The organism is Streptomyces sp. DH10 (assembly GCF_029813805.1).
Taxonomy (GTDB): domain Bacteria; phylum Actinomycetota; class Actinomycetes; order Streptomycetales; family Streptomycetaceae; genus Streptomyces; species Streptomyces coeruleofuscus.
This window is the reverse complement of the sequence record NZ_JARVKU010000027.1, coordinates 23,868-40,411: the sequence shown is the minus strand read 5'-3', so window position 1 is coordinate 40,411 and position 16,544 is coordinate 23,868. Positions and strand designations below refer to the sequence as shown.

Annotated in this window: 16 protein-coding genes; 7 read left to right on the top strand and 9 right to left on the bottom strand. The window is 70.3% G+C overall.

Annotated features, from left to right (window positions below; translation table 11 throughout):
- Window positions 1–80 precede the first annotated feature (80 nt).
- Both QC385_RS37795 and QC385_RS37790 read left to right on the top strand, forming a co-directional pair.
- Complete coding sequence (locus QC385_RS37795) at window positions 81–965, top strand: sterol desaturase family protein (RefSeq protein WP_279545924.1); 885 nt, start codon at window positions 81–83, stop codon at window positions 963–965.
- A complete protein-coding gene (locus tag QC385_RS37790; protein WP_279545923.1) occupies window positions 962–1,642 on the top strand; it encodes a lysoplasmalogenase in 681 nt (226 codons plus the stop codon). Before QC385_RS37795 ends, QC385_RS37790 begins: the two co-directional genes overlap by 4 nt.
- A 21-nt stretch (window positions 1,643–1,663) precedes the next feature.
- Here the strand turns inward: QC385_RS37790 and QC385_RS37785 are convergent, their stop codons facing one another.
- The 4 genes from QC385_RS37785 to QC385_RS37770 form a co-directional block, all read right to left on the bottom strand.
- Window positions 1,664–2,638: a CopD family protein gene (locus tag QC385_RS37785; protein ID WP_279545922.1), complete on the bottom strand. Its 975-nt coding sequence runs from the start codon at window positions 2,636–2,638 to the stop codon at window positions 1,664–1,666.
- A gap of 51 nt (window positions 2,639–2,689) precedes the next feature.
- Complete coding sequence (locus QC385_RS37780; RefSeq protein WP_279545921.1) at window positions 2,690–3,136, bottom strand: hypothetical protein; 447 nt, start codon at window positions 3,134–3,136, stop codon at window positions 2,690–2,692.
- Window positions 3,137–3,297: 161 nt separating this feature from the next.
- Window positions 3,298–4,818: a S8 family peptidase gene (locus QC385_RS37775; protein ID WP_279545920.1), complete on the bottom strand. Its 1,521-nt coding sequence runs from the start codon at window positions 4,816–4,818 to the stop codon at window positions 3,298–3,300.
- Window positions 4,819–4,877: 59 nt separating this feature from the next.
- Window positions 4,878–6,407, bottom strand: coding sequence for a S8 family peptidase (locus QC385_RS37770; RefSeq protein WP_279545919.1), 1,530 nt, complete (start codon window positions 6,405–6,407; stop codon window positions 4,878–4,880).
- A gap of 256 nt (window positions 6,408–6,663) precedes the next feature.
- Here QC385_RS37770 and QC385_RS37765 point away from each other — a divergent pair, with 256 nt between their 5' ends.
- The 3 genes from QC385_RS37765 (at window position 6,664) to moaA (ending at window position 9,803) form a co-directional block, all read left to right on the top strand.
- Window positions 6,664–7,020, top strand: coding sequence for a DUF485 domain-containing protein (locus QC385_RS37765; protein WP_150480066.1), 357 nt, complete (start codon window positions 6,664–6,666; stop codon window positions 7,018–7,020).
- A complete protein-coding gene (locus QC385_RS37760; RefSeq protein WP_193506346.1) occupies window positions 7,017–8,642 on the top strand; it encodes a solute symporter family protein in 1,626 nt (541 codons plus the stop codon). The genes QC385_RS37765 and QC385_RS37760 overlap by 4 nt, the downstream gene beginning before the upstream one ends.
- Window positions 8,643–8,813: 171 nt before the next feature.
- The gene (moaA, locus tag QC385_RS37755; RefSeq protein WP_279545918.1) at window positions 8,814–9,803 is read left to right on the top strand and encodes a GTP 3',8-cyclase MoaA; all 990 of its coding nucleotides are present in this window, start codon (window positions 8,814–8,816) and stop codon (window positions 9,801–9,803) included.
- On the opposite strand, the gene QC385_RS37750 is transcribed toward moaA, so the two are convergent.
- Complete coding sequence (locus tag QC385_RS37750) at window positions 9,804–10,022, bottom strand: hypothetical protein (RefSeq protein ID WP_193506345.1); 219 nt, start codon at window positions 10,020–10,022, stop codon at window positions 9,804–9,806. It lies immediately after the preceding gene.
- 216 nt (window positions 10,023–10,238) lie between these two features.
- Window positions 10,239–10,634 (bottom strand): DUF3099 domain-containing protein, encoded by a 396-nt coding sequence (locus tag QC385_RS37745; protein ID WP_279545917.1) that lies wholly within the window; start codon window positions 10,632–10,634, stop codon window positions 10,239–10,241.
- A 242-nt stretch (window positions 10,635–10,876) separates the two neighbouring features.
- Here QC385_RS37745 and QC385_RS37740 point away from each other — a divergent pair, with 242 nt between their 5' ends.
- The gene (locus QC385_RS37740) at window positions 10,877–11,152 is read left to right on the top strand and encodes a GlsB/YeaQ/YmgE family stress response membrane protein (protein ID WP_279545916.1); all 276 of its coding nucleotides are present in this window, start codon (window positions 10,877–10,879) and stop codon (window positions 11,150–11,152) included.
- Between the two features lie 61 nt (window positions 11,153–11,213).
- Here QC385_RS37740 and tyrS read toward each other — a convergent pair whose 3' ends face one another.
- The 3 genes from tyrS to QC385_RS37725 form a co-directional block, all read right to left on the bottom strand.
- Window positions 11,214–12,482, bottom strand: a complete 1,269-nt coding sequence (gene tyrS / locus QC385_RS37735; protein WP_279545915.1) for a tyrosine--tRNA ligase — start codon at window positions 12,480–12,482, stop codon at window positions 11,214–11,216.
- 56 nt (window positions 12,483–12,538) lie between these two features.
- Window positions 12,539–13,933 (bottom strand): metallopeptidase TldD-related protein, encoded by a 1,395-nt coding sequence (locus QC385_RS37730; protein ID WP_279545914.1) that lies wholly within the window; start codon window positions 13,931–13,933, stop codon window positions 12,539–12,541.
- A 106-nt stretch (window positions 13,934–14,039) separates the two neighbouring features.
- Window positions 14,040–15,563: a TldD/PmbA family protein gene (locus tag QC385_RS37725; protein WP_279545913.1), complete on the bottom strand. Its 1,524-nt coding sequence runs from the start codon at window positions 15,561–15,563 to the stop codon at window positions 14,040–14,042.
- 272 nt (window positions 15,564–15,835) lie between these two features.
- On the opposite strand from QC385_RS37725, the gene fabG reads away from it, so the two are divergent.
- Window positions 15,836–16,540: a 3-oxoacyl-[acyl-carrier-protein] reductase gene (gene fabG, locus QC385_RS37720; RefSeq protein ID WP_279545911.1), complete on the top strand. Its 705-nt coding sequence runs from the start codon at window positions 15,836–15,838 to the stop codon at window positions 16,538–16,540.
- The last annotated feature ends 4 nt before the right edge of the window (window positions 16,541–16,544 follow it).

Below are 16,544 nucleotides of genomic sequence, written 5' to 3'. Positions count from 1 at the left end.
AGAAGCAAGCGCGTACCGTCGGTAATACTTGTCGGTAACAACGTCTAGCCGGGGCAGAGCGGCGGTCCTACGGTTCAGGCATGCCGAACCTGCCCGATGTCGTGCTGTGGTCGATACCCGCCTTTGTGCTGCTCACCGTGGTCGAGATGGTGAGCTACCGTCTCCACCCCGACGAGGACGCGGCGGGCTACGAGGCGAAGGACGCCGCGACGAGCATCGGCATGGGGCTCGGCAGCCTCGCCTTCGACTTCCTCTGGAAGATCCCGATCGTCGCCCTCTACACGGTCCTCTACGAACTCACGCCCCTGCGCGTGCCCGTGCTGTGGTGGACCGTCCCGCTGATGCTGCTCGCGCAGGACTTCTTCTACTACTGGTCCCACCGCGGCCACCACGTCATCCGCATCCTGTGGGCCTGCCACGTGGTCCACCACTCCAGCCGGAAGTTCAACTTCACCACCGCGCTGCGTCAGCCCTGGACGTCCCTGACCGTGTGGCCGTTCTACGTCCCCCTCATCGCCGCCGGAGTGCACCCGGCCGCGCTCGCCTTCTGCTCCTCCGCGAACCTCGTCTACCAGTTCTGGATCCACACCGAGCGGATCGACAAGATGCCCCGGTGGTTCGAGTTCGTCTTCAACACCCCGTCGCACCACCGTGTCCACCACGCCTCCCAAGGCGGCTACCTGGACCGCAACTTCGGCGGCATCCTCATCGTCTGGGACCGGCTGTTCGGGTCCTTCGTCGCCGAGACCGTGCGGCCCGTGTACGGACTGACCAAGAACATCGACACGTACAACCCGCTCAAGGTGGCGACGCACGAGTACGTGTCCATCGCGAAGGATTTGAAGGCGGCGCGCGACTGGCGCGAGCGCGCGGGCCGGGTGTTCCGGGGGCCGGGGTGGGGGCCCGCGCCGGCCGCGGCACCGGTGTCCGCCGCCGGCACGCCTGCCGAGAGCACGTCGGCGTGAGCCCCTCCCGACTCCTCCTCGGCGCCTTCGCTCTCGCCGTCGCCGTCGACCTCGGCTCCCTCGCGGCCGGCTTCGACGCCGGGCACACCGTCGCCAAGCCGCTGCTGATGCCGCTCCTGGCGCTCTGGGCCGTCCTGCGCCGGGCACCCCGGCCGCTCGTGGCCGCCCTGCTGTTCGGCTGGGGCGGTGACGTGCTGCTGCTGTCCGACGCCGAGCCGGCCTTCCTCGCCGGCATGGGCTGCTTCGCGGCGGGACACGTCTGCTACCTCGTCCTCTTCCGGGCGCACGGCAGCCGGTACGCGGTCCCACGCGCGCGTGCGGGCCTGCTCGCCCTGGGCTACGCCACCGCCCTGGTCACGACCGTCGCGCTGCTGTGGCCGGACCTGCCCGGGGACCTGCGGCTGCCCGTCGCCGGATACAGCCTCCTGCTCACGGCCATGGCGTACGGAGCCGCCATCCGGCTCGGCCTCTTCACCGGACTCGGCGGTGCGCTCTTCCTGCTCTCCGACACGCTCATCGCGACCGGCGTCGCCGACTGGCCGCAGCCGCCCGTGCCGGACTTCTGGATCATGCTCACGTACATCGCCGCACAGGCCCTCCTCGCCGGCGGCACGGTCGAGGCGCTGAACGCGCGCAGGGCGCCGGCCGCGACGTACGGAGAGATGCGCACCGCCTGAGGCTCATCAACGGGTGGGGCCTCACCAGCGGATGGGCACCGGAAGGGCCGTCAGCAGTCCGGACGCGGCGACCACCAGGCCCAGCGCGACCACCTCCGCCCACGCCGGCGCACAGGCGGTCAGCGGATCGGCCGCCCTGCGCAGCCGCTGCCGTGCCCACAGGGCGAGGGCGGCGACGGCGGCAACGAGCAGGACCTTGGCGAGCAGGGCGCGCCCGTACGCCGTCGCCGTCAGCTGCTCCAGGGCCGTCTCCGGCGGCATCCGGCGCAGTGAACTCCACACGCCCGTCGCGGTGATGGCGACGAGCAGAACGGCGGCCACGCGCGCGTAGAGACCCAGGAGGGCGGCACCCGCCTCCGTGCCGTACCGGCCGTGCCACAGCCGCAGGGTCCGCAGCGCGTGCAGCAGACCGCCCACCCACAGCGCCGCACAGGTCAGATGGACGAGGGTCAGCCCGGAGCCGGTCAGCGGGGCGTGCTCGGTCGCGGGGTGCGCGCGCAGGGCTTCGGCGACGACCACGGCGGCCAGCGGCCACAGCTGTGTGACCGGCCGGCGTGACACGGCACACAGCCCCGCCACGAGGAACGCGTTGACCTCCAGCAGGGCGAGCTTGCCGTCCCGGGACGCGTAGAGCCCGCCCGCGTCGATGTCCGACAGGTCGTCAGGGACGAGGTTGCCCGTGGCCACGACCGAGGCGAGCCCGAGGGCGGCGACGAACCCGGCGGCGGCCGCGGGCGGTGACCAGCTGCGGGGCACGACCAGATGGCCGGCGGCCCTCTCCGTGCCCGGCACGGAACGCGCCAGCCGGTTCACGGACAGCTCGCCGATCGGTACGCACAGGGCCGCGAACAGCACGGTGCGCAGCAGGGCTATGCCGCCGGCGCCGGGCACGGAGGCCTCCCCGGAGCCGTGCAGCGCGGTGGACGGGCCCAGCAGCGGGATCAGCGCGGCCAGTGCCACCAGCACCAGGACGGCCACGGGTCTTGTCAAGGTCACCCCGAGATCTTCACCAGCCTTCACATGGCTGGCAAATCCGCGAGAACGGACTCAGGCGACCTTCGACGCGGCCGACCACCACAACCGGACTTCCTTGCGCACGTCCGTCGGCCGCAACTCCCAACCCTGCGCGAGCGCGACCTCGGCGACGTACCAGCCGCCTACGCCGCGGTAGGCCCGCAGCGGTATCGCGCACTCCGCCGGTGGCCGCGGCTTGTTCGGCTCGACCGGAGCCGAGGCCCGGGCGGTCCGCTTCGCGACCACCTTGTCCACGCGCGCCTTGTAGTACTCGGCATCTCCCTCATGCCGCAGCTCCGGCCAGGACACGCACCAGGAGGCCAGGCGCGCGACCCGGTTCACCGTCACCTCCATGGCGCGGAGATAGCCGCGTTCGAGGGTGTTGCTGAACGCCGTGATCACCTCGGCGAACATGCCGACGACGAGAAACGTGGCCACCACCGCCGTCCACAGCACACACACCACCGGAAACCACACCACGCTCCCGGCGAACCGCAGGGCCAATTCCCATCTCGGCCGGACCGGTCGAGATGTCCAGGTCGAGCAATCCACGTACACGTCCATGACAAGGAATCCTGCCCCAGACAGGAAGCGGGCCGGGCGGGTGTCCCCGCCCGGCCCGGACTACCTCCACACGAGCTCTACTTGGTCACCGCGTCCAGCGCGTCCGCGATGCCCCACCCGTAGAAGCCGTTGCGGTTCTTCGAACCCTCGCACACCGCGTCGATCTTGCCGTCGGCGTTGATGTCGTACGGGTCCGTGCAGGCCTTGGCGTCGGCCTGCGCGTACAGCAGGGCCTTCACCAGGGCCGGAGAGGCGTACGGGTGCGTCGACTTGATGAGCGCGGCGACGCCCGCGACGTGCGGGGAGGCCATCGACGTACCGGCCATGTAACCCCACTTGCCGCCCGGCAGCGTGCCCAGGATCAGACCGCTCGTGGCCGGCGGCTCCGGCTTCTGGTAGGCGGTCGAGTCGCCGCCCGGGGCGGCTATGTCGGCGACGCCGAGGCCGTAGTTGGAGAAGGACGACTTGATGCCCTTCGCACCCGTCGAGGCGACCGTGACGACACCCGGCAGCTGGGTCGGGATGTCGAGGCACTCGGACGGGTCGACGACCCGCTCGCCCGGCGTGGTGTCGTTCGGGGACGACGGGTCGGTGATCTCGTCGGCCGCGAGGTCGTAGTTCTCGTTGCCGGCCGCCGCGACGTTGACCGCGCCCTTCTTCTCCGCGTACCGCGACGCCCGCGTGACCGCGTCCAGCAGCGCCTTCTGGTCCGGGTCGTTCTTGCAGTTGAAGTACCACGGGTCGGTGTAATAGCTGTTGTTCGTCACGTCGACGCCGTGCTCGGCCGCCCACACGAAGCCGCAGACGACGGCCTCCGTGTAGAAGAAGCCGTCCGGGTTGGACACCTTGATGCCGGAGACCTTGACCCCGGGCGCGACGCCGGTCATGCCGACGCCGTTCTTCGCGGCCGCGATCTCACCCGCCACGTGCGTGCCGTGCGGGCTCTCCGATGCGCCCGGCCGCCAGGCCCCGTCGGCCGTGTCCGGCTTGCCCGACACACAGTTGACCGACGCGCCGCGGTCGAAGTTGGGCGCGATGTCGGGGTGGGTGTCGTCCACACCGGTGTCGATCACGGCGACCGTGACCTTCGAGCTGCCCAGCGACTTCTCGTGCGCCTTGTCCGCCTTGATGGCGGGCAGGTCCCACTGCTGGGGCTCCAGCGGGTCCTGCCCGGCGGGGGCCTCCGCCCTGGCGACCTCGGCCGCGCTCAGCGCCTTCGGCGTGCCCAGGTCGGCCGTCACGGCCGTGGGCAGCGGCGCGGTGCGGGTGGCGCCGGCCGACTGCACTCCGCGCACCTTGCGGATCGTCTTGGCGAAGTCGGGGTTCGAGGAGTGGACGACGATGACGCCGATCTGGTCGTACGACGTCACGATCGTGCCGCCGGCCTTGCCGACGGCCTTCTTCACGTACGCCGAAGTGCCGTGGCCCGGCTTGACGTTGACGACGTAGCTGAGCGGGGTCGCGTCGGCCGAGACCGCCGCGGGTGCCTCGTCGGCGGCCGCGGCCGTGGTGTTCGGCAGGAACGCGAGGGCCGTTGCCACGGCCATCCCGGCCGGGATCGCGACGGCGCGGCGGTAGCGCGCGTGCGGCGCTGTCATGGTGTCTCCAGTTCGTTCGCGGTACGAGCGGGCTGTGCGGGAGGCCTGGGAAGCGCGCGTCACTTGACCGCGCGCAGCGCGTTGACGATGCCGTACCCGTAGAAGCCATTGACGCGCTTGCCGCCCTCGCACACCGCGTCCTGCGTGCCGTCACCGTCCTGGTCGTACGACTCGGGGCAGGCGGTCCGGTCGGCCTGCGCCTTCAGCAGGGCCTGGAGCTGCGCCGGGGAGGCCCAGGGGTGCTTGGACTTCAGCAGTGCGGCCACACCGGAGGCGTGCGGGGAGGCCATCGAGGTGCCCTGGAGGAAGCCCCACGCGCCGTTCGGCATGGTCGACAGGATGCGGCCGTCCTTCGAGGGCGTGTCCGGTATCTGGTAGCGCCGGTCACCACCCGGCGCCGCGACGTCGACGACGCCCTTGCCGTACGTCGAGAAGTACGACTTCTCGTTGTCGACGCCCGTCGAGCTCACCGTGACGACACCCGGCAGCTGGGTCGGTATGTCGAAGCACTCGTGCGGGTCGATGGTGCGCTCGACGGGCGTGGTGTCGTTCGGGCTTGAGGCGTCGGCGATCGCGTCCGCGTCCAGGTCGTGGTTGGAGTTGCCCGCCGCGGCGACGTTGAGCGTGCCCTTCTTCTGCGCGTACAGCTGCGCCCTGTTGACCGCGTCGACGATTGCCCGCTGGTCCGGGTCGTCCATGCAGTTGTACAGCCACGGGTCGACGTAGTAGCTGTTGTTCGTGATCTCGACGCCGTGGTCCGCGGCGAACACGAACGCGCAGACGACGCTCTCCGGGTAGAAGAGGCCGCTCGCCCGGTCGGTCACGTTGATGCTGGAGACCTTCACACCGGGTGCGACGCCCGCCACGCCGATTCCGTTGCGCGCGGCGGCGATCTCACCGGCCACGTGCGTGCCGTGGTAGTCCTCCGGGGTGTACGGCCGCCAGGCGCCCTCGCTGGTGTCGGGCTTGCCGCCGGCGCAGTTCGCGGACTGGGAGGCGGAGAAGTTCGGGGCGATGTCGGGGTGGGTGTCGTCCACGCCGGTGTCGATCACGGCGACGGTCACCTTGCGGCTGCCCGGGTTGATCTTCGCGGCCTTGTCGGCGCCGATCGTGCGCAGATCCCACTGGTCGGCCTCGAGGGGCTCGCTCTCGGGCGTCTTCGCCGAGGCGGCCTCGGTGCGCTCGGCCTGGGCGGCCGTCAGGTACTCGACCGCGCCCTCTTCCTTGGTGCCCGCGGCGGCCAGCGGCGCCGTCCGCGTCGCACCCGCCGACTGGACCCCGCGCACCGTGCGGACGGTCTTGGCGAAGTCGGGGTTCGAGGAGTGGGCGACGATCACGCCGATTCGCCCGTACGTGGCCACGACCGTGCCGCCGGCCGCGCCGATCGCCTTCTCCACCGACGCGATCGTGCGACGGTCGGCCTTGGTGTTGACGACGTACGCCAGCTTCGGCGCGTCCGCCGTCCGCGCGGCCGACTCGGCGCGCGGGGCCGCCGACGCGGCAGCGGGCAGGAAGCCCAGCGAGGCCGTCAGTGACAGTACGACGGGCACGGCGAGGGCGAGCCGGCGTCTGGAACGCAAGTGAGACATGGGGTCTCCACATCCTCCGGAAACGAAACCGGCCCGAGGCACAGGTGGTGCTCGGGCAGGTACATGACGAGGTGGTGCAGGGTGAAGCTATCCCGCGCTCTCGCTGGCCAGCAACGTTTTGCCGAAACGACTTCGGAAAGAACGCCGGGCAGTTGAACCGGTTCTCTCGTGCCGCCGTGACGTTGGACAAGGAGCGCGAGGACACTCGCCTCCGTCCCTGATCAAAACCGCTTCCGTCATCGCGAGGAGACGCTCCGTGGCCACCGACGCACCGCCCCCCTCGAAAGAGCAACACAAACTCCCCTCACCCGAGGAGTTCACCGAGGTGCAGGAGAGCGCGGAGTTCGGTGAACTGCGCCGCTCCTACCGCTCCTTCGCCTTCCCGCTGACCATCGCCTTCATCGCCTGGTACCTGCTGTACGTCCTGCTGTCGAACTACGCGGGCGGCTTCATGGGCACCAAGCTGTTCGGCAACATCAACGTCGCCCTCGTCTTCGGCGTCGCCCAGTTCCTCACCACGTTCCTCATCGCCTGGTGGTACTCGAAGCACGCCGCCGCGAACCTCGACCCCAAGGCCGAGGCCATCAAGTCCCGGATGGAGGGCGGCGCATGAGCCCCGCACAGCAGACCCTTCTCGCCGCGAACGAGGCCAGCCAGCACCGCCCGCTGATCATCACCCTGTTCGCGCTGTTCGTCCTCGCCACCCTCGGCATCACCATCTGGGCGGGCCGCCAGACCAAGGACGCCGCCGACTTCTACGCGGGCGGACGCCAGTTCAGCGCCTTCCAGAACGGCCTCGCCGTCTCCGGCGACTACATGTCGGCCGCGTCGTTCCTCGGCATCGCGGGCGCGATCGCCATCTTCGGCTACGACGGCTTCCTCTACTCCATCGGCTTCCTGGTCGCCTGGCTGGTCGCCCTGCTCCTGGTGGCCGAGCCGCTGCGCAACTCCGGCCGCTACACAATGGGCGACGTGCTCGCGTACCGCATGCGCCAGCGCCCGGTGCGCACCGCGGCCGGTACGTCCACGATCGTCGTGTCGATCTTCTACCTGCTGGCCCAGATGGCCGGCGCGGGCGTCCTCGTCTCGCTGCTGCTCGGCATCACCTCCGACGCCGGCAAGATCCTCATCGTCGCCCTCGTCGGCATCCTGATGATCGTCTACGTCTCCATCGGCGGCATGAAGGGCACCACCTGGGTCCAGATGATCAAGGCCGTGCTGCTCATCGGCGGCACCATCCTGATCACCTTCCTGGTGCTGCTGAAGTTCAACTTCAACATCTCCGACCTGCTCGGCACGGCCGCCGAGAAGAGCGGCAAGGGCGCCGCCTTCCTGGAGCCCGGCCTCCAGTACGGCGCGACCGGCACGTCCAAGCTGGACTTCATCTCCCTCGGCATCGCCCTGGTGCTCGGCACCGCCGGCCTGCCGCACATCCTGATCCGCTTCTACACGGTGCCGGACGCCAAGGCCGCCCGTAAGTCCGTGAACTGGGCCATCGGCATCATCGGCGGCTTCTACCTGATGACGATCGCGCTCGGCTTCGGCGCCGCCGCGCTCATCTCGCAGGAAGAGATCATCGCGTCCAACCCGTCCGGCAACACGGCGGCACCCCTGCTCGCCCTGCACCTCGGCGGCGTCGACTCGACCTGGGGCGCGATCCTGCTCGCCACGATCTCGGCGGTGGCCTTCGCGACGATCCTCGCCGTCGTCGCCGGTCTCACCCTCGCCTCGTCGTCCTCCTTCGCCCACGACATCTACGCCAACGTCATCCGCAAGGGGAAGGCCTCCGGCGCCGAGGAGGTCCGCGCGGCCCGCTGGGCGACCGTCTTCATCGGCGTCGTCTCCATCGGCCTGGGCGCCCTCGCCCGCGACCTGAACGTGGCCGGCCTGGTCGCGCTCGCCTTCGCGGTCGCGGCCTCCGCCAACCTGCCGACGATCCTCTACAGCCTGTTCTGGAAGCGGTTCACCACCCAGGGCGCCCTGTGGTCGATCTACGGCGGTCTGATCGTCGCCGTCGGCCTGGTGCTGTTCTCGCCCGTCGTCTCCGGCGACCCCAAGGCGATGTTCCCCGAGGTCGACTTCGCCTGGTTCCCGCTGAAGAACCCGGGCATCATCTCCATCCCGTTCGGCTTCCTCATGGGCTGGCTCGGCACGGTCCTGTCCAAGGAAGAGCCGGACGCCAAGAAGTTCGCCGAGCTGGAGGTCCGGTCCCTGACCGGCACCGGCGCCCACTGAGCACGAACCCCCTCGCGCGGCCGCGTCGTAGGAACCTCCAGGTCCCTGCGGCGCGGCCGCGTCCCGCGTCGTGGGATCGGGCCTGTGGTGATGTCAGTGGTGTCACGTAGGCTCGCAGGTGCCGGGGAAACATGGCTCCGGGCACGATCCGCGTCGAGGGAGGGGGCCCACGTGCTCATCGACACCTACGGCCGAGTGGCCACCGACCTGAGGGTCTCGCTGACCGACCGGTGCAATCTGCGCTGCACGTACTGCATGCCCGAGGAGGGCTTGCAGTGGCTGGCCAAGCCGGACCTGCTCACGGACGACGAGATCGTCCGCCTGATCGACATCGCGGTCACCTCCCTCGGCATCGAGGAGGTCCGCTTCACCGGTGGCGAGCCCCTGCTGCGCCCGGGCCTGGTCGGCATAGTGGAGCGCGTCGCGGCCCTCGAGCCGCGCCCCCAGATGTCCCTCACGACGAACGGCATCGGCCTCAAGCGCACGGCGGCCGCCCTGAAGGCGGCGGGCCTGGACCGGGTCAACGTCTCCCTCGACACGCTCCGCCCGGACGTCTTCAAGACCCTCACCCGCCGCGACCGCCACAAGGACGTCATCGAGGGCCTGCACGCCGCGCGCGACGCGGGCCTCACGCCGGTCAAGGTCAACTCGGTCCTGATGCCGGGCCTCAACGACGACGAGGCCCCCGACCTCCTCGCCTGGGCCATGGAGCACGACTACGAGCTGCGCTTCATCGAGCAGATGCCCCTGGACGCCCAGCACGGCTGGAAGCGCGACGGCATGATCACGGCGGGCGACATCCTGACGTCCCTGCGCACGCGCTTCGAGCTGACCGCAGAGGGCGACGAGGCACGCGGCTCGGCGCCGGCGGAGCGCTGGCTCGTCGACGGCGGGCCGCATGTCGTCGGCGTGATCGCCTCCGTCACCCGCCCCTTCTGCGCGGCCTGCGACCGCACCCGCCTCACGGCCGACGGACAGATACGCACGTGTCTGTTCGCCCAGGAGGAGACCGACCTGCGCGCCGCCCTGCGCTCGGACGCCCCGGACGAGGAGATCGCCCGGATCTGGCGCCTGGCCATGTGGGGCAAGAAGGCGGGAGCGGGCCTGGACGACCCGGCCTTCGTGCAGCCGGACCGGCCCATGTCGGCCATCGGCGGCTAGCTAGGGGTTCTGCGAGGACTCCCATTCCTTCAGCAGCACCACGTCCTTCAAGAACCCGCGCACCCCGAGGAACTGCGACAGGTGCTCGCGATGCTCCTCGCACGCGAGCCACGTCTTGCGCCGCTCCGGCGTATGGATCTTCGGGTTGTTCCACGCCAGCACCCACACGGCATCCGCACGGCAGCCCTTCGCGGAACAGATGGGCGTCTCGTCACTCACGGCTTCGTCTCACCACTGCACACAGAAAAGGCGACGCCGAGCAGCCACGGGGGGAGCTGCCCGGCGTCGGTCCGTCGCTCCGACGGGGGATGCGGAGCGCGTACGAAGTATGTCACGGGTAACCCCGGGCCCGGCACCTGAACAGCATGATTGATCTGAGCTTTTCTTGAGCTTGGCGGGAAGATGACTTCCGTTTGTGATCGCCCCCGAGCGCCGCTACCGCTCCTGCGACTCGGTCCGCGCGCCCGGCACCGTCCCGGACACGGCGTCTTCCGCGACGGATTCCGCGGGAGAGTCCTGCGTCCCGGGCGGCGCGATCATCGGCCGCGCCGGCGGCACCACGAACGTCGACGGCAGAGACGGCGCGTTTTCACGCCCGGCGTTCGCGACCACCACCGCGATGTACGGCAGCACCAGCCCGAGCACCAACGCCACGACGGCTACGTGCCGTTCGACGTTCCACAGCGTGGCCGCGAGGATCACGGAGATCGTACGGACCGTCATCGAGATCACGTACCGGCGCTGCCGCCCGCGGACGTCCTCCTGGAGTCCGGCCCGGGCGCCGGTGATCCGGAACACCTGGGCATGTCCGTCGCCATGCTGCTTCCGCATCGCATTCCACCATCCGCCCGTATCGGATCTCCCCGCCCCGTAGCCGTCCTCGGCCGGCCGGGGAACCTGGCCGGGACAGCTTCCACGTTACGCCGCGCCTGCGTCGGCTACGAGACCGGGGCCGGTCCGGCCCGGCGAACGGACTGGTCCGTGCCGCGTACGGCCACCCTCGGCATGCGGCGTAGGGCACCTGGGCCGACACTGGGCGTAGTGCTCACGTCGAGCCGTACGAGGAGGCAGCGATGGGCTGGTTGTGGGCGATCATCGTGGGACTGGTACTCGGTCTGCTCGCCAAGGCGATCATTCCGGGCAAGCAGCACGTCCCCCTGTGGCTGACCGTCATCCTGGGCATGATCGGCGCTATCGCCGGCAACGCCATCGCCCGGGCGGCCGGTGTCGACGCCACATCGGGCATCGACTGGTGGCGGCACGTCTTCCAGCTGGTGATGGCGGTCATCCTCGTCGGTCTCGGCGACCGGGCCTGGACGGCGGCCAGGGGAAGCAGACGAAGGGCATAACGGGGCACACGGCGAAGGGGGCGGTCTCCGTAACCGGCGACCGCCCCCTTCGTCCGCGCACTCAGGCGCCGGTGACCTCCACCGCCGCCAGGTTCTTCTTGCCCCGGCGCAGCACCAGCCAGCGGCCGTGCAGCAGGTCCTCCTTGGCGGGGACCGCGTCCTCGCCGGCGACCTTGACGTTGTTCACGTAGGCGCCGCCCTCCTTGACCGTACGCCGCGCGGCCGACTTGCTGGCCACCAGGCCGACCTCGGCGAACAGGTCGACGACCGGGCCGAGCTCGGCGACCTGGATGTGCGGCACCTCCGACAGGGCCGCGGCCAGCGTCCTGTCGTCGAGCTCCGCCAGCTCGCCCTGCCCGAAGAGGGCCTTGGACGCGGCGATCACGGCGGCCGTCTGGTCGGCGCCGTGCACCAGCGTGGTCAGCTCCTCGGCCAGCGCACGCTGCGCGGCACGGGCCTGCGGACGCTCCTCGGTCTGCTTCTCCAGCTCCTCGAGCTCCTCACGGGAGCGGAAGGACAGGATGCGCATGTACTTGGAGACGTCCCGGTCGTCCACGTTCAGCCAGAACTGGTAGAACGCGTACGGCGTCGTCATCTCCGGGTCGAGCCAGACGGCGCCGCTCTCGGTCTTGCCGAACTTGGTGCCGTCCGCCTTGGTCATCAGCGGCGTCGCCATGGCGTGCGCCGTGGCGTCCGGCTCCAGCCGGTGGATCAGGTCCAGGCCCGCCGTGAGGTTGCCCCACTGGTCGCTGCCGCCCTGCTGGAGCGTGCAGCCGTACCTCCGGTACAGCTGGAGGAAGTCCATGCCCTGGAGGATCTGGTAGCTGAACTCCGTGTAGCTGATGCCCTCGGAGGACTCCAGGCGCCGGGCCACGGAGTCCTTGGTCAGCATCTTGTTGACGCGGAAGTGCTTGCCGATGTCCCGCAGGAACTCGATCGCGGAGAGGTTCTCCGTCCAGTCGAGGTTGTTGACCATGACGGCCGCGTTCTCGCCCTCGAAGTCCAGGAAGGGCTCGATCTGGGAGCGCAGCTTGCCGACCCAGCCGGCGACCGTCTCCGGGTCGTTCAGCGTGCGCTCCGCGGTCGGACGCGGGTCGCCGATCAGGCCCGTGGCGCCGCCGACCAGAGCCAGCGGCCGGTGACCGGCCTGCTGGAGCCGGCGCACGGTCAGCACCTGCACCAGGTGCCCCACGTGCAGCGATGGCGCCGTCGGGTCGAAGCCGCAATAGAACGTGACGGGACCGTCCGCGAGCGCCTTGCGCAAAGCGTCCTCGTCAGTGGACAGGGCGAACAGCCCGCGCCACTTCAGCTCGTCGACGATGTCCGTCACGGTTCTCGCGTCTCCTCGATGATCTTCGGGCAGTCGGGTGACAGCCGACTACGAGGTTATACGCCCTGACTGACAGAGCTCATATTGAAATCCGGGACGCGCAACGCGGGCATCGCGGCCCTGGTGAACCAGTCGCTCCACTCCCTGGGCAGCGTCTTCTCGGTCCGCCCGGCCTCCGTGGCCCGGCCGAGGACACCGACCGGCGACTCGTTGAAGCGGAAGTTGTTCACCTCGCCGGTCACCTCGCCGTTCTCGACCAGGTAGACGCCGTCCCGGGTCAGACCGGTGAGCAGCAGCGTCGCCGGGTCGACCTCCCGGATGTACCACAGGCACGTCAGCAGCAGCCCGCGCTCGGTGTTCGCGACCATCTCTTCCAGGGAGCGGTCCTCGCCCCCGTCCAGGACGATGTTGTCGATGCCCGGCGCCACGGGCAGCCCGGTCAGGCCGGCGCTGTGGCGGCTGGTCGTCAGGTGCCGCAGCTCGCCCCGGCTCATCCACTCGGTGGGCGCGAGCGGCAGCCCGTTGTCGAACACCGACTGGTCGCCCCCGGAGGAGTGCGCGATCACGAAGGGCGCCGACTCCAGGCCGGGCTCGTTCGGGTCGCTGCGCAGCGTCAGCGGCAGGTCGGTCAGCTTCTCTCCGACCCGCGTACCGCCGCCCGGCTTGGAGAACACCGTGCGGCCCTCCACCGCGTCCCGGCCCGACGCCGACCACATCTGGTAGATCAGCAGGTCCGCGACGGCGGACGGCGGCAGCAGCGTCTCGTACCGGCCCGCGGGCAGCTCCACGCGCCGCTCGGCCCACCCGAGGCGCACCGCCAGCTCCGCGTCCAGCGCCGCCGGGTCGACGTCCTTGAAGTCCCGGGTGGAGCGACCGGCCCAGGCGGACCGGGTCCGGTCCGGCGACTTGGCGTTCAGTTCCAGCGTCCCGTTCGGCTGGTCGTGCCGCAGCCGCAGCCCCGTGGACGTCCCCACGTACGTCGACACCAGTTCGTGGTTGGCGAAGCCGTACAGCTCCCGGCCGCCCGCACGCGCGCGTGCGAAGGCCTCACCGAGCGCCGGAGCGAAGTCGGCGAACACGGCGGAGGAGGTCTCGACGGGCGACTCCGTGAACTCCGGCGCCTGCGCGACCCCGGTGACCAGCGGCTGCGCGTCCTCGGCCGGCCCGGCGCCGCGCGCGGCGGCCTCGGCGGCCCGCACCAGCGGCTCCAGTTCGTCGGCCGTCACGGCGGACCGTGACACGACACCCGAGGCCGTGCCCTCCTTGCCGTCGACCGTCGCGATGACGGTGAGCGTGCGTCCGCGCGTGACACCGTTCGTGGTCAGCGCGTTGCCCGCCCAGCGCAGGTTGGCCGTGGACTGCTCGTCGGCGATGACGACACAGCCGTCGGCCCGGGACAGTTCGAGGGCGCGCTCGACGACCTCGTGCGGCTTGCTCGTGCGCGCGCTCATCGACCCGCCTCCTGGGTGGTGTTGAGACTGTGCTTTCCCGGGGACGGTGACATCAGCGGCTGCCGCCGCGGGCCCCCGGACCCCCAGCCGATCCCGCAGCTCACGTTCATCGACCGGCCTCCTGGGTCGTGTTGAGGATGTTGACGCCCTTGAAGAGGGCCGACGGGCAGCCGTGCGACACGGCCGCGACCTGGCCCGGCTGGGCCTTGCCGCAGTTGAAGGCGCCGCCCAGGACGTAGGTCTGCGGACCGCCGACGGCGGCCATCGAGCCCCAGAAGTCGGTCGTCGTCGCCTGGTAGGCCACGTCCCGCAGCTGCCCGGCCAGCCGCCCGTTCTCGATCCGGTGGAAACGCTGCCCGGTGAACTGGAAGTTGTACCTCTGCATGTCGATCGACCAGGACCGGTCGCCGACGACGTAGATGCCCCGCTCCACGCCCCCGATCAGGTCCTCGGTGGACATCCCGGCCGGGTCCGGCCGCAACGACACGTTGGCCATGCGCTGCACCGGCACGTGCCCGGGGGAGTCGGCGTAGGCGCAGCCGTTGGACCGCTCGAAGCCGGTCAGCCTCGCGATCCGCCGGTCCAGCTGGTAGCCGACGAGCGTGCCGTCCTTCACCAGGTCCCAGGACTGGCCCTCCACGCCCTCGTCGTCGTAGCCGATGGTGGCGAGCCCGTGCTCGGCGGTGCGGTCGCCGGTGACGTTCATCAGCTCCGAGCCGTACCGCAGCTTGTTCAGCTGGTCGAAGGTGGCGAACGAGGTGCCCGCGTAGGCGGCCTCGTAGCCGAGCGCCCGGTCCAGCTCGGTGGCGTGCCCGATGGACTCGTGGATGGTCAGCCACAGGTTGGACGGGTCGACGACCAGGTCGTACAGGCCCGCCTCGACGCTCGGCGCGCGCATCTTCTCGGCGAGCAGTTCGGGGATCTGCTCCAGCTCGCTCTCCCAGTCCCAGCCGGTGCCCCGCAGGTACTCCCAGCCGCGTCCCACCGGCGGCGCGAGGGTGCGCATCGAGTCGAACTCGCCGCTCGACTCGTCCACCGACACGGCGTTGAACACCGGATGCAGCCGCACCCGTTGCTGTGTGGTCACGGTCCCGGCGGTGTCGGCGTAGAACTTGTTCTCGTGGACGGTGAGCAGCGAGGCGTCCACATGGTCGACCCCGTCGGCCGCCAGCAGCCGCGCGCTCCACTCCGCGATCAGCCCGGCCTTCTCCTCGTCGGGCACGGTGAACGGATCGATCTCGTACGACGAGACCCACGTCTTCTCGGCGTGCACCGGCTCATCGGCCAGCTCCACCCGCTCGTCCGATCCGGCCGCCTTGATCACCTGGGCGGACAGCTTGGCCATGGCCACCGCCTGCCCGGCGACCCTGGCGGCGGCGTCCAGGCTGAGGTCGACACCGGACGCGAAACCCCACGTACCGCCGTGCACGACGCGAACCGCGTACCCGAGGTCGGTGGTGTCCGAGGACCCGGCGGGCTTGGCGTCCCGGAACCTCCAGGAGGCGTTGCGCACCCGCTCGAACCGGAAGTCCGCGTGCTCGGCGCCCAGCGCACGCGCGCGTGCGAGGGCCGCGTCGGCGAGGGCGCGTAGGGGGAGGGCCGTGAAGGCCTCGTCGATGGTATGAGGCACCGCCGTCTCTTTCTGTCGAGGTGACCGTGGTTGCCGTACGTCGTGACTGCTCCGATCATGTCGCCTCATCCCGCGCGCGGGCCACGAGTTTGCCGACCCGAGTGGGTGGCTTTCTGTAGGGACCCGACAGTGAGTCCCGTACGCCACTGTCGGTGCCCGATTGTCCGCGGGCGTGTCCGGACCGATAGGTTTTCGAGGAAGCCGCCTGTCATCGCCGCCTGTCGTCCAGGCGCCCGGGCGGGGTATCAGACCGCTACCGAAAGGGTGATCCGTTGAGCCGCTCGGTTCTCGTCACCGGAGGCAACCGGGGCATCGGCCTCGCCATCGCCCGTGCTTTCGCCGATGCCGGCGACAAGGTCGCCATCACGTACCGCTCGGGTGAGCCGCCGGCCGGATTCCTGGCCGTCAAGTGCGACATCACCGACGCCGAGCAGGTGGAGCAGGCCTACAAGGAGATCGAGGAGACCCACGGCCCCGTCGAGGTCCTCGTCGCCAACGCCGGCGTCACCAAGGACCAGCTCCTGATGCGCATGTCCGAGGAGGATTTCACCTCGGTCCTCGACACCAACCTCACCGGCACCTTCCGTGTGGTCAAGCGCGCCAACCGCGGCATGCTGCGCGCGAAGAAGGGCCGCGTCGTCCTGATCTCGTCGGTCGTCGGGCTGCTCGGCTCCGCGGGGCAGGCCAACTACGCCGCCTCCAAGGCCGGCCTCGTCGGCTTCGCGCGCTCCCTCGCCCGTGAGCTGGGCTCGCGCAACATCACCTTCAACGTCGTCGCGCCCGGCTTCGTCGAGACCGACATGACCGCGGTGCTCTCCGAGGAGCAGCGCGCCGGCATCGTGAAGCAGGTCCCGCTCGGCCGGTACGCGCAGCCGGAGGAGATCGCCGCGACGGTGCGGTTCCTCGCCTCGGACGACGCCTCGTACATCACTGGAGCCGTCATCCCCGTTGACGGCGGACTGGGAATGGGTCACTGATCAC

Excerpts from the sequence above, each read along its gene's own strand:
- QC385_RS37795 (WP_279545924.1), top strand. The coding sequence starts at position 81 with ATGCCGAACCTGCCCGATGTCGTGCTGTGGTCGATACCCGCCTTTGTG.
- QC385_RS37775 (WP_279545920.1), bottom strand. The coding sequence starts at position 4,818 with ATGACAGCGCCGCACGCGCGCTACCGCCGCGCCGTCGCGATCCCGGCC.
- QC385_RS37770 (WP_279545919.1), bottom strand. The coding sequence starts at position 6,407 with ATGTCTCACTTGCGTTCCAGACGCCGGCTCGCCCTCGCCGTGCCCGTC.
- QC385_RS37760 (WP_193506346.1), top strand. The coding sequence starts at position 7,017 with ATGAGCCCCGCACAGCAGACCCTTCTCGCCGCGAACGAGGCCAGCCAG.
- QC385_RS37745 (WP_279545917.1), bottom strand. The coding sequence starts at position 10,634 with ATGCGGAAGCAGCATGGCGACGGACATGCCCAGGTGTTCCGGATCACC.
- QC385_RS37740 (WP_279545916.1), top strand. The coding sequence starts at position 10,877 with ATGGGCTGGTTGTGGGCGATCATCGTGGGACTGGTACTCGGTCTGCTC.
- QC385_RS37730 (WP_279545914.1), bottom strand. The coding sequence starts at position 13,933 with ATGAGCGCGCGCACGAGCAAGCCGCACGAGGTCGTCGAGCGCGCCCTC.